Annotated in this window: 11 protein-coding genes and 1 pseudogene; 6 read left to right on the top strand and 6 right to left on the bottom strand. The window is 64.7% G+C overall.

Annotated features, from left to right (window positions below; translation table 11 throughout):
* Positions 1-495 precede the first annotated feature (495 nt).
* The 5 genes from FJV80_RS13220 (at position 496) to FJV80_RS13240 (ending at position 6,538) form a co-directional block, all read left to right on the top strand.
* A complete protein-coding gene (locus tag FJV80_RS13220; protein WP_142876591.1) occupies positions 496-1,479 on the top strand; it encodes a substrate-binding domain-containing protein in 984 nt (327 codons plus the stop codon).
* Positions 1,476-2,480, top strand: a complete 1,005-nt coding sequence (locus FJV80_RS13225) for an ABC transporter permease (protein ID WP_142876592.1) — start codon at positions 1,476-1,478, stop codon at positions 2,478-2,480. Before FJV80_RS13220 ends, FJV80_RS13225 begins: the two co-directional genes overlap by 4 nt.
* Positions 2,477-3,241, top strand: a complete 765-nt coding sequence (locus FJV80_RS13230; protein WP_095774966.1) for an ATP-binding cassette domain-containing protein — start codon at positions 2,477-2,479, stop codon at positions 3,239-3,241. Before FJV80_RS13225 ends, FJV80_RS13230 begins: the two co-directional genes overlap by 4 nt.
* Positions 3,242-3,305: 64 nt before the next feature.
* A complete protein-coding gene (locus FJV80_RS13235) occupies positions 3,306-4,391 on the top strand; it encodes a Gfo/Idh/MocA family oxidoreductase (RefSeq protein WP_142876593.1) in 1,086 nt (361 codons plus the stop codon).
* A gap of 119 nt (positions 4,392-4,510) precedes the next feature.
* Positions 4,511-6,538 (top strand): amidase, encoded by a 2,028-nt coding sequence (locus tag FJV80_RS13240; protein WP_142876594.1) that lies wholly within the window; start codon positions 4,511-4,513, stop codon positions 6,536-6,538.
* Positions 6,539-6,604: 66 nt separating this feature from the next.
* Here FJV80_RS13240 and FJV80_RS35010 read toward each other — a convergent pair.
* From FJV80_RS35010 to FJV80_RS13260, 4 genes and pseudogenes are all read right to left on the bottom strand, one after another.
* Positions 6,605-6,904: pseudogene (locus tag FJV80_RS35010) on the bottom strand (CatB-related O-acetyltransferase); the annotation flags it as partial.
* A 324-nt stretch (positions 6,905-7,228) separates the two neighbouring features.
* Positions 7,229-7,576: a hypothetical protein gene (locus FJV80_RS13250; protein WP_095774970.1), complete on the bottom strand. Its 348-nt coding sequence runs from the start codon at positions 7,574-7,576 to the stop codon at positions 7,229-7,231.
* 62 nt (positions 7,577-7,638) lie between these two features.
* The gene (locus FJV80_RS13255; RefSeq protein WP_142876595.1) at positions 7,639-8,286 is read right to left on the bottom strand and encodes a ThuA domain-containing protein; all 648 of its coding nucleotides are present in this window, start codon (positions 8,284-8,286) and stop codon (positions 7,639-7,641) included.
* A 53-nt stretch (positions 8,287-8,339) separates the two neighbouring features.
* Entirely contained in the window at positions 8,340-9,362 is a 1,023-nt protein-coding gene (locus tag FJV80_RS13260; RefSeq protein WP_142876596.1) for an LLM class flavin-dependent oxidoreductase, read from the bottom strand.
* 105 nt (positions 9,363-9,467) lie between these two features.
* On the opposite strand from FJV80_RS13260, the gene FJV80_RS13265 reads away from it, so the two are divergent.
* Complete coding sequence (locus FJV80_RS13265; RefSeq protein WP_142876597.1) at positions 9,468-10,565, top strand: CaiB/BaiF CoA-transferase family protein; 1,098 nt, start codon at positions 9,468-9,470, stop codon at positions 10,563-10,565.
* Positions 10,566-10,645: 80 nt separating this feature from the next.
* Here the strand turns inward: FJV80_RS13265 and FJV80_RS13270 are convergent, their stop codons facing one another.
* Together FJV80_RS13270 and FJV80_RS13275 are read right to left on the bottom strand one after the other, a co-directional pair.
* Positions 10,646-10,921 carry a hypothetical protein gene (locus FJV80_RS13270; protein ID WP_142876598.1) on the bottom strand — a complete coding sequence of 92 codons (276 nt, stop codon included), beginning with the start codon at positions 10,919-10,921 and terminating at the stop codon, positions 10,646-10,648.
* A gap of 144 nt (positions 10,922-11,065) precedes the next feature.
* Positions 11,066-12,562, bottom strand: coding sequence for an aldehyde dehydrogenase family protein (locus tag FJV80_RS13275; protein WP_142876599.1), 1,497 nt, complete (start codon positions 12,560-12,562; stop codon positions 11,066-11,068).
* Positions 12,563-12,595 lie beyond the last annotated feature (33 nt).

Here is a 12,595-nt window from a genome sequence, read left to right on the forward strand (position 1 = left end):
TCCACAACTTCTGCGAGCTTTAGCTTACGCCTGCAAGCCGTTTTGGTATGTCTGATCTCCAGTATTTTTCTGACAGTTGCTCGGCGGCGACAGCGACGGCAGCACCCATGGATTGCCGCTTGGCGGCAAACGGGCCGGCGGCGGTGCCGACAGAGCCTGGTGAGAGCCCCGCCCTGCCGAGCCGGCAATTCCGGAAATCTGTCGAACGCGGCCCAACGAGCCAAAACCGCTTCGCACATTTTAAATCTTGACGCGTGTCAATTTTTTATAAAACATGCGCAAATGATGATGGGGCTAGGTCAGCGCTCTGGGAGGAGAAATGCCTGGCATGGAAAAGGTCCCGACCGGGTCCGTCGTCCGCGAGACATTTGGCGTTCGCCGGGCCGCGGACCGCGCGGCGTTGCCGATGCAGGCATGGCTCTCGCAGCACCGGCCACGGGCGTCCGTGGGCTTGCCGACAAGACACATCCAACAATCAAGAAGCGGAGGAACAAAATGCGCATCTTCAACGGCCTGACGCTTGGCGCGGGCCTGCTGGCAACCATCGTCTCGGCCCACGCCGAGGACGCGGCCAAGGTCGCGGCCATCGTCAAGGGCCTCGACAACCCCTTCTTCCAGACCATGCAGAAGGGCATCGAGGAGCAAGGCAAAGCCAGTGGCGTCAATGTCAGCGTCCAGGCCGCCGCCAATATGGGCGACGCCACCGGCCAGGCCGACCGTCTGACCGCCATGGCCATGCAGGACTTCGATTGCTACCTGGTCAACCCGATCAGCGTCTCCAACCTCGTCCAGGCGCTGGTGCCGGTCGCCCAGAAGAAGAAGCCGATCGTCAACATCGACTCGACCATCGACCCCGAACAGGCAAAGGCCGCCGGCTTTGCCGTCTCGGCCTATATCGGCACCGACAATGTCGCCGCCGGCGCGCTGGCCGGCGAGGAAATGCTGAAGCTGGTGCCGAAGGGCTCCAAGGTGGCGCTGATCGCCGGCATCGTCGGCGATGTCGGCTCCAATGCCCGCATCAAGGGCTTCAAGCAGGCCGTCGAAGGCAAGCTCGAGGTGGCGGTGATGGTGAGCGCCGACTGGGATCGTGAGAAGGCGTTGACCGCCGCCACCGACATCCTCGCGGCGCACCCCGATCTCGCCGGCTTCTTCGCCGCCAACGACATCATGGCGCTCGGCGTCGAACGCGCCGTGCAGACCTCGGGCAAGGACGTCAAGGTGATCGGCCTCGACGGCATCGTCGACGCGCTGAAATCGATCGCGGCGGGCGAACTCACGGCCACCGTCGCCCAATATCCCTATGTCGTCGGCGCCATGGGTGTCGAAGCCTGTGCGTTGGCCGCCAAGGGCAAGGAACTGCCCGCCAACGTGCCCGCACCCGTGCTCCTGATCAACAAGGACAATGCCGACGCCTCGCTGAAGAATTTTCCGCGCCCCGGCGGCGATTATCCCGATCCCTTCCGCGAGATGCTGAAGTGAGCAATCCCACGGACAACGCGCCCGTCGCCCATTCGGCGGGCACGGCGGAGGAGAGCCGCCCCTCCCTGTCGGCCCTCCTCCTGGATCCTTCCTTCTGGGCCGACTGGGCATCCGTCGTCGGCCTGGTCGGTCTCGTCATCGTCTTCGGCATCGCCCAGCCGGTCTTTCTCAGCATCGCCAATCTGCAGGCGCTCTTGCTGGCGGCGGCCATCCTGGTCGTGTTGTCGATCGGCCAGACCTTCGTCGTCACGACGTCAGGCATCGACCTGTCGCTGGCGGCGGCCGTCATGCTTGGCGCCATCATCCTCGGTCTCCTCAACGCGGCCGGCTACGGCATCTTCATCGCCTGCGTGCTCGCGGTGCTCGCCACCAGCGCCATCGGCTTCCTCAACGGCCTCATCATCACCGCAGGCAAGATCCCCGATTTCGTGGTGACGCTCGGCACGCTGTCGGGCATCACCGGGCTTGGCCTGATCCTGTCGGGCGGCGAACCGACCATGGTCGGCTCGACCTTCCTGCTGAAACTCGCTTCGGGCTCGTTCGGACCGTTCGGCTATCCGGTCTGGGTAGCGATCGCGGCCGTCATTGTGGGGCATATCACGCTCTACCACACGCGCTTCGGCGTCCATCTCTTGGCGACCGGCGGCCAGGTCGAAAGCGCCGGCGCGCTCGGCATCCGCACCAACCGCGTCAAGATCGCCGCCTACACCATCTCCGGCTTCTGCGCCGGCATCGCAGCCATTCTCCTGGTTGCCCGCATCGGCTCGGCCGAGCCGCAGATCAACACCAGCCTGCTCCTGAATTCGGTGGCGGCGGTGGTGCTGGGCGGCGTCAGCCTGTTCGGCGGCCGCGCCAGCATATTGGGCCCGGCCATCGGCGCGCTGATGCTCACCGCGCTGGTCAACGGGCTGACGCTGCTCAACGTCTCGGCCTTCTACCAACCGCTTGCCGTGGGCGCCATCGTGGTCCTGGCAGCGCTGATCATGCGGTACCAGAAATGAGCGCCGTCAGCCCCTCCTCCGCCTCGGACGCTATCATCGCCTGCAATGGCCTGAGCAAGCATTTCGGCGGCGTGCGCGCCTTCACCGATGTCGCCTTCCAGGCGCGCCGCGGCGAAGTCACCGCCGTCATCGGCGACAATGGCGCCGGCAAATCGACGCTGATCCGCTGCCTGGTCGGGGTGCATGTGCCGGATGCCGGCTCGATCGTCTTCGATGGCCGCGAACATCCCTTCTCCAACCCGGACGGAGCGCGCAAGGCCGGCATCGAGACCGTGCACCAGAACCTGGCGCTGATCGACGAACTGACGGTGGCGCAGAACCTGTTCCTCAACCGCGAGCTCGTGCGCCGCATCGGCCCCTTCGCTTTCCTCGACCGCAAGGCGATGAAACGCGAGGCGCGCTCCATGCTGTCGCGCCTGTCGATCAACGTGCCGTCGATCAACCAGCGTGTGCGCCGCCTGTCGGGCGGCCAGCGGCAGGCGATCTCGATCTGCCGCGCCGTCGGCTCCGGCGCCAAGCTGGTGGTGATGGACGAACCGACGGCAGCGCTTGGCGTGCAGGAGACCGCCAATGTCGAGGCGTTGATCCGCCGCCTGCGCGAACAGTCGGTCTCGGTCATCCTGGTCAGCCACAATTTCGATCAGGTGCGGCGCCTGTCCGACCAGATCTGGGTGATGCGGGCGGGAAAGATGGCCGCGACGGTGCGTGCCTCCGAGACATCAGGCAACGAACTGGTCGCGCTGGTCACCGGCGCGGTGTGATCGCCCAACCGTGAAATCAATCGTTGGCCGCCTCGGCCGCAAATGAAATCAAGGGAGTTTGAGAGTGGCGCCACTTCGTGTCGGGCTTGTGGGTCTTGGAGAGGTCGCGCAGTCGATCCATCTGCCCGTTCTGGCTGACCAGCGCGACCGCTGGGTAATCGCGGGCGTCTACGACGTCTCGCCAAGCCTGGTGGCGCTCATCACATCCGAATATGCCGCGAGAGCCTTCGACACGGCCGAGGCGCTGATCAATTCACCCGACATCGACGTCGTCTTCGTGCTGTCGTCGGACGACACCCACAGCCGCTTCGTCCGCGCCGCCATGCAAGCCGACAAGCACATCCTGCTCGAGAAGCCCGCTTGTCTCACGGTGCGCGAGATCGACGAGCTGCTGGCGCTGATGCCGGCCTACAGGAAGACCCTGTTCGTCGGCTACATGCGCCGCTATGCGCCGGCCTATCTGGCGGCCCAGGACGAATTGCCTGATCATGCCGACATCACCCATGTCCGCATCTTCGACCTGATTTCGGAGGGCCGGCATTTCCTGAAGAAGAGCCAGAACATCCTCTACCCCAACGACATTGATCGTGCCTTGCTGGCGCGCGGCGCCAGGGAGCGTGACGCGCTGATCCGCGAGGTTGTCGGCACCGACGCGCCGGCCGACCTGGTGCGCGCCTATCGCGGACTGACGGCGCTGTCCTCGCACCACATCTCGGCGATGCGTGGGCTCATCGGCGAGCCTGTCGGTGTGGTTGCCGCGCACCGCACCAATGGCGGCGCCAACACCTCGGTCACCTTCGACTACGGCCATTTCGCTTGTCTCTATGATGCCGTCGTCGACGATCTCGGCCTGTTCGACGCCATGATCGAAGTGCGCTCCAACACCCGGCGCGTGCGCATCATCTACGACACGCCCTACATCCGCAGCCTGCCGACCAGGCTCGAGGTCAGCGAAGCCAGCCCATTCGGCCCGGTGACGAAAAGCTTGGGGCCGCTTTACGGCGATGCTTTCTCCAACGAGTTGGAGATTTTCCATCGGCATATCATCGAAGGCACCAAGCCGCTGACCGACCTCGCCGATTCCCGCCGCGACCTGGCGCTGATGGCCGCGATCATCGAGCGCATGAAGGAGAGCGGCGGAGACGCCTGAGCCCTGCCGGCAAGTTATCCGCAGGAACAACGCGTTCCGACAAAGATTGACTGCTGGCCCTTGCCGAAGCCGGCGGGCTCGCTCATCCATGGCATACAGATAACAGCCTGGGACCCGTGATGACCGATGCCAGCCTTCATCTCGTCGAAGCGACGATCCACCAACTGCGCCGCGCGCTCAATGACGGCACGGTCACCAGCGTCGAGCTGGTCGCGGCGTATCTCAGGCGGATCGCGCATTTCGACCGGCATGGCGTCAGCCTCAACGCCGTCCCCGTGCTCAATCCGTCCATGTTCGAAGAGGCAGCGGCTTCCGACCAGCGGCGGCGCAACAATACCTTGTTCGGGCCGCTCGACGGCATCCCCTACACCGCCAAGGACAGCTACAAGGTCAAAGGCCTGACGGTCGCCGCCGGCTCGCCGGCCTTCGAGCACCTGGTCGCCAATGAGGACGCCTTCACCATCGCCCGGCTGCGCGCCGGCGGTGCGGTGCTGATCGGCCTCACCAACATGCCGCCGATGGCCAATGGCGGCATGCAGCGCGGCGTCTATGGCCGCGCCGAAAGCCCCTACAATGCCGACTACCTGACCGCCGCCTTCGCCTCGGGCTCGTCCAATGGCTCGGGCACTGCAACGGCCGCCAGCTTCTGCGCCTTCGGGCTCGGCGAAGAGACCTGGTCGTCCGGCCGGGCGCCGGCCACCAACAACGCGCTGGTCGCCTACACCCCGTCGCGCGGCGTCATTTCCGTGCGCGGCAACTGGCCGCTGGTGCCGACCATGGATGTCGTGGTGCCGCACACGCGGACCATGCCTGACATGCTCGAACTGCTCGACGTGATCGTCGCCGACGACCCGCAGACGCGCGGCGATTTCTGGCGTGCGCAGCCTTGGGTCACGCTGCCGAAAAGCTCTCAAGTGCGGCCGCAGCGCTATGCCGATCTGATCCTTGCGGGCTCACTGAAAGGCAAGCGGCTCGGCGTGCCGAAAATGTATATCGGCCGCGACAGCGAGGCCGATAAACCGATCGAAACCCGTGCCTCGGTGCTCGCCCTGTGGGGACAGGCGGCGGCCGACCTCGAACGGCTTGGCGCCGAAGTGGTCGAAGTCGATTTCCCCGTCGTCTCCAACTACGAGCGCGACCGTCCCGGCGCCCGCACCATGGTCGAGCGCGGGCTGGTGCCGCCGGATTTCGCCGACCGCGAAATCTGGGATCTCTGCATCTGGGGCTGGGACGATTTCCTGCGCGCCAACGCCGACCCGGCCCTGCACGATCTCGCTTCGGTCGATGGCCCGAAGATCTTCCCGCAGCCGCCCGGCACGCTGCCCGACCGCTATGAGGACGGCTTCGACCTGGCGGACTATGTCGAACGCGCCAAATCCGGCGTCACGCCCTTCAGGGACATCCCAACGCTTGAAGACGGCCTGAAAGGGCTGGAAGCGACACGGCGGATCGATTTCGAGGACTGGCTCGACGCGCAAGGCATCGACGCCGTGGTGCTGCCAGCCGCCGCCGATGTCGGCCCGGCCAACGCCGACATTAACGAGGCGTCGGCGGACCTTGCCTGGCGCAACGGCACCTGGGTCGCCAACGGCAATCTTGTCTGGCGCCATTTCGGCATCCCGACCGTCACCGTGCCGATGGGCACGATGGCCGACATCGGCATGCCGGTCGGCCTGACCTTCGCCGGCAAGGCCTATGACGATGAAAATCTGCTGCGCATGGCCGGCGATTTCGAGCGCGCCACCCAGCGCCGCACAAGCCCGCCACGCACGCCTGAACTGACCGACGATGTGTTTTCAGGACGGAGCGCCAAGGCCGGCGGCGGCGCGGCGCCGCGACTTGCCATCGCGCTCGCCGCTGAGACGCGCAGGTCCGGAGATCAGGACGAGATCACAGTTACGCTCGACCTGCCTGTCGAGCCAACCGAAGCCAAGAACGCCGACGTCAAAGTCCATGTCAACGGAGAGCCGGTCGCGATGCAGCGGGCCGGGGCGCGCTTCAGCGGGCGTGCACTCGTGCCGGCCGCCGAGCATCAGCGCCTCCACAGCGTCTGGCGCGGCTCCTATGGCTCGATCGTGACAGTGGTGGTGCGGTTGGAGGATGGACGCACCGCCGGCGCCTATGTGATCACGGGAGGAATTGAGTGAGGGCATGATGTGCCGTTCGGCACAAGCGGAAAGCAGTTCCATGGATTCTGGATTGACGCCGTTGGGCTATGATGCGCGGTTGGCGGCGATGAAGGCATCAATGGATCCATAGAAGGTCGGCAGGTCGGCCTTGATCCTCTCGTCGCTCCATTCCCACCAGCGTATAGCGAGCAAACTCGCGATCTGGTCATCGGTAAACCTGTTCCGGATGAACCTGGCAGGATTTCCCGCCACGACCGCGTAGGGCGCCACGTCCTTGGTGACGACCGAGCCGGCTCCGACAACGGCACCGTCTCCAATGGTTATTCCCGGTAGGATGATTGCGCGTCGACCAATCCATACGTCGTTGCCGATTTTTGTCGGCCCGTTGACCACCAGATCATCATAGGCCGCGATCGAATTTGTCATGTGAACTTCGAATGGAAAAGTCGAGACAAAGTGCGTCGGATGATTGGCACGACAAAGGAATAGCGTCTCCTCCGCAATGGAGCAGAACGCTCCTATTTCAAGCGGTGAGGTCTCGTCACAGCCATAAATATTGCTGGGCTTTGTGTAGAAGAGCGTTCTTCGCCCGATCGATGCGTGCTGCGGTATGTTTTCCGGCTTTGGCGCTCGTCGAAGACCGAGCATGGTTCGAAGTCTTCTTGCAAATCCCATTTTTTCCAAGCCATGGTTGGTCTTGACCGGCCGTCACGGAAAGCTGGCCGAGCGACTCGCCACAAAGGCCAAGTCCCGCTGAATGACGTCTCGTTTGTCCTGCGACAAGCCGACAAGCAGCTTTTCATCGAGATAACCTGCGCGAATGAGCTGCGCAAACACGTAGAGAAGCTGGGAATAGCGGTAATCGAACGTCCGATCGATGTCCCGCCGCCGTTCGCGCAAATAGTCTTCCAGCTCCCACATCTCGGAGGGCTGCGTCACCGCACCGGCCTTGCTTTTGAATTCGGCCATCGTCTTTGCGAGGGCCGTCTCAAGAGCCGTATCGAAGGCATGGCGCGCGAGCTTCTTCTCGGATGTGGACCAGTTGAAATCACTCATTGGATATCTCCGTAGATGTCCCAGCGAATTCGGCCCAGATTTTCACGGGATTTCGCGTGCCGCTACCCCCGCGCCGCCCAAAGCAGACCACGCTCGACAATGAGCGCCATTTCCGGCACCGCGAACTCGTCCGCCGTGTGCCCAAGTGAACTGTAGAAAACCTTTCCCGCGCCATACCTTCGCTTCCAGACCACCGGCATGACGACACCATCGATGCCCGGAAAATGCGCGTCGTTGAAAGTGGTCGTCGCCAGCACCTCGTTGCTGGGGTCGACATGCATGTAATACTGCTCCGACCGGTAGGCGAAATCACCGACGCCTCTGGTGATCGGGTCGTCGGGCTGTGTGATCACCACCCGATAGTCGATGATGTTGCCGGGGTGCGCGACCCATTGGCCGCCGGTCATGAACTGGTAGTCGGGCTCGTTGCGGAAGCTGTCGCCCATCGTGCCGTGGAAGCCGCCGAGGCCTGTTCCCCCGCGAACCGCGGCCGTCAGGTTCTGCAGCTCGGCCTTTTCGATCGTCGACATGGTGATGGCAGGCACGATGAGATCGAAGGAAGACAGTTCCGGATCGGCGAACATCGCCGTGCCCTGGCCCAGCGTGACATCGAACCCGTTGCGCTGAAGCAGCGCGCGGATGACGTTGGCGCTGCGTTCGGGCGTGTGGCCTTCCCAACCACCCCAGGCAATCAAAGCCTTCTTCGCCATGCCGTGAACCTCGTGAATCGCCAACCGCGATCGATGGTTACACGGCGCGGCCGTTAGCGCCAGCCCAGGGCCGGCGCGACATGGGTCAGGATCGCCTCGATGACGTGGGCGTTGTAGTCGACGCCGAGCTGGTTGGGTACGGTCAGCAGCAGCGTGTCGGCCTCGGCGATCGCCTCGTCCTGCGCCAGCTCCTTGATCAGCACGTCAGGCTCGGCGGCGTAGCTGCGACCGAAGATCGCCCGCGTATTCTCCTCGATGAAACCGATCTGGTCGCGGCTCTCGTTGCCGCGGCCGAAATAGGCGCGGTCGCGGTCGTCGACCAGCGCGAAGATGCTGCGGCTGACCGAGACGCGTGGTTCACGCGCGTGCCCGGCCGCTTTCCACGCCTCGCGATAGATCCGGATCTGTTCGGCCTGCTGGATGTGGAAGGGCTTGCCGCTTTCGTCGAATTTGAGCGTCGAGCTCTGCAGATTCATGCCGAGCTTGGCCGCCCATTCCGACGTGGCGTTGGTGGCCGCGCCCCACCAGATGCGCTCGCGCAGACCTTCCGAATGCGGCTCGAGCCGAAGCAGGCCGGGCGGGTTGGGGAACATCGGACGTGGATTGGGTTGCGCGAACCCCTCGCCGCGCAGCGTGTCGAGAAAGACCTCGGCGTGATGCCGCGCCATGTCGGAGTCGCTTTTGCCTTCCTGCGGCTGGTAGCCGAAATAGCGCCAGCCATCGATCACCTGCTCTGGCGAGCCACGGCTGATGCCAAGCTGCAGCCGCCCGCCGGCGATGATGTCGGCGGCACCGGCATCCTCGGCCATGTAGAGCGGATTCTCATAGCGCATGTCGATGACCGCCGTGCCGATCTCGATGCGGCTGGTCTTGGCGCCCACCGCCGCCAGCAGCGGGAACGGCGAGGCAAGCTGGCGGGCGAAATGATGCACCCGGAAATAGGCGCCGTCGGCGCCGAGCTCCTCGGCCGCGACGGCGAGATCGATGGATTGCAGCAGCGCGTCGGACGCCGAGCGCACCTGCGATTGCGACGAGGGCGTCCAGTGCCCGAATGACAGAAAACCGATTTTTTTCATGGCCCTGAAGTATATGCGAGCGGCACTTGCTTCAATGCCAAAACAGCGGGGTTACACACCGTCACCTTGCGCCATACTCTGCGCCTGAACGCCGTGGAGAGTGGAATGCTGAAAGGGATGCGAATCGTCGAGATCGAGGCGCTCGGGCCGGCGCCCTTCGCCGGCATGTTGTTCGCAGATCTCGGCGCCGATGTCATCGTCGTCCACCGCAAGCAGGCGCCCGTTCCTGGCCTGCCCGAACGCTCGCTGCTCGATCGCGGCAAGCGCTCCATCGCGCTCGATCTCCGGGATGCCGGGGATGTCGCCGTGCTGATGCGCCTCATTGCCACCGCCGAGGGCCTGATCGAGGGATTTCGGCCCGGCGTCATGGAGCGCCTCGGCCTCGGCCCGGAGGCCTGCCTTGCGGCCAATCCAAGCCTGGTCTACGGCCGCATGACCGGCTGGGGCCAGGACGGTCCCCTCGCCCGCGCCGCCGGGCATGATTTGAATTATGCCGGCGTGTCCGGCGCGCTGTGGTACGCCTCCTTGCCGGGCGAGCCGCCGATGGCGCCGCCAACGCTTACGGGCGACATAGGCGGCGGCGCGCTTTACCTGGTGATCGGCATGCTGGCCGCCATCATGAACGCGCGTGCCGGCGGCCAGGGCACGGTGGTCGACGCTGCCATCGTCGACGGCTCGGCCCACATGATGAACCTGCTGATGGTGCTCGGCCAGTCCGGCGGGCTCGTCGCCGAACGCGGCCAAAGCCTTCTCGACGGCCCGCATTGGTGCCGCGTCTATCGCACCGCCGACGGTGGTTTCATCAGCGTCCAGTGCATCGAGCCGAAATTCTATGCGCTGTTTCTCGACAGGCTCGGCCTCGCCGCCGATCCGCAATTCTCCAAGCAATTCGACCGTGATCTCTGGCCGGAACTCGGCAGCCGGCTGGCGGCGATCTTTGCCGCAAAACCGCGCGACGAATGGACAAGCCTGTTCGAAGGCTCCGACGCCTGCGTCTCCCCGGTGCTCAATCCATGGGAGGCGGCACAGCATCCGCACATGGCCGCGCGCGGCTCGTGGCTGGCGGTGGACGGCGTCCTGCAGGCAGCCGCCGCTCCGCGCTTTTCCGGATGGGCGCAAAAGACGCCGACGATAGGTCCCGCGCGCGACGAACACGGCGATGAGATTCGCGCAGAACTGGCGGGTCCCGCTGCAAACCGTTGAAATCAGCCAGTTTCAGGCTGCTGGAGTTGCCATTGACTGCCGGGCCTGACACTGGCTTGCGCTGACCGGCAAGCGGCCAGCTACTTTCCGCAGTGATGATCGTTGATCTTGTTCAACGCGTTCGCATCCGGCCCGACCCGATGGTAGGAACAGGCGCCCGCCGCCGTCGTGAACAGCTGCTGGTCGTAGTAGCGCGGACCGCCGAACAGGAAGCCGATGAGATCGTCATCGGCGGGAACGTAGCGTTCCGGCTCGGCCTGGTGGTGGCGATGCCTGGACCCGGCGAATGCCGACATTGACATGCCACAGGCCATCGCCATGGCAAGAGCGCAGATCGCAACCCGTTTCGTCGTCATCGGCAACACCCTCCTGGCCATTCGTATTTCCTATATAGGCAAAAATCACCAGCCGAACAAAGGTTCCCCCCTGCAACGGTTCGCCTGTCCCGCGATTTGCCTGCGCCGCAGCGAACCGCATAGCGCGTCAGCCCCGCACACCCGTCAGTCTGTCTGGATCCAGACAGACTTGGTCTCCAGATACTCATGCAGATGCTCGATGCCGCCCTCGCGTCCATAGCCGGACATCTTCATGCCGCCGAACGGCACCGCCGGGTCGATGGCATGGTACATGTTGACCCAGACCGAGCCGGCCTTGATGCGGCGCGCCAGCTTGTGCGCGGTGCCGAGATGCGTGGTGAAGATGCCGGCGGCGAGCCCATAGGGCGTCGCATTGGCGCGCGCCACCGCTTCGTCGAGCGTGTCGAAGGGCATCGCCGAGATGACCGGTCCGAAAATCTCTTCACGCGCAATGGTCATCTTGTCCGACACTGCACCGAAGACGGTCGGCGCGATGAAGTTGCCGCCGTCATAAAGCGCGCCCGTCAGCCGCGAGCCGCCGGCGACCAGTTTGGCGCCCTCGTCGCTGCCGGCCTTGATATAGCCCTCCACCTTGCCGGCCTGCCTGGCATTGATCAGCGGCCCGATTTCGGTTTCCGCCTCGATGCCGTGGCCGATGCGCAGCCTGCCGGCGAATTCCGCGACGCGGCGCACGAACTCGTCGTGGATTTCGCGCGCCACGAACAGCCGCGAACCGGCGATGCAGATCTGCCCTGAATGCACGAACACCGCCATCGCCGCGACCGGAACGGCTTTGTCGATATCAGCGTCACGGCAGACGATGATCGGCGACTTGCCGCCGAGCTCCAGCGAAACCCGCTTGAGGTTGGCCACTCCCGCCCGCGCGATGGCTTGTCCGGTCAGCGTCGAGCCGGTGAAGACGATCTTGTTGACGTCGGGATGTTCGGCGAGCCGCGCCCCGGCCTCCGCCCCGGTGCCGGTGACGATGTTGACGACGCCGTCGGGCACCCCGGCTTCCTGCATCAGACGCGCGATCAGCAACGGCGTCAGCGACGCCTCCTCCGAGGGCTTCAGCACGATGGTGCAGCCGGTGGCCAGCGCCGGCGCGATCTTCCAGATCGAAGCGGCGGTCGGCGCGTTCCAGGGAATGATCGCGCCGACGACGCCGACCGGCTCGCGCCTCGTGAAGGAGACGATCTCGCCAGGGATCGAGTTGTCGATCGCCTCGCCATGCAACGCCGTCGCCATGCCGCCATAGAAGCGCAGCATGCCGATGACACGGCGCCGGTTGGCCAGCGTGCGGGTGATCGGCAGCCCCATGTCGAGCGTGTCGGAAACGCTGAGCTCTTCCCAATGCGTCTCGAACAGGTCGGCGATGCGCAACAGCACGCATTGTCGCTCATAGGGCGAGAATTTCGACCACGGCCCTTCGAAGGCCGCGCGTGCGGCGGCCACGGCCGCGTCGACATCGGCCGCCCCGCCGCGCGGCACCGTGGCCAGCACCTCGCCTGTCGCCGGGTTCAGCGCTTGCATCTCCTCGCCGGACCGCGCCGCGACCCATTTGCCGCCGATCAACATCGGCCGGAATTCGCCATGGTAAAGCGTCGTGGCCTTCGCTCTCGGGTCGAAGTTGAGCGTCATCTCTTCCTCCTCACGAACTCCGCCGCGACTATT

Origin of the sequence: Mesorhizobium sp. WSM4310 (genome assembly GCF_007003935.1) — a bacterium.
In the GTDB taxonomy this organism is placed as follows: Bacteria; Pseudomonadota; Alphaproteobacteria; order Rhizobiales; family Rhizobiaceae; genus Mesorhizobium.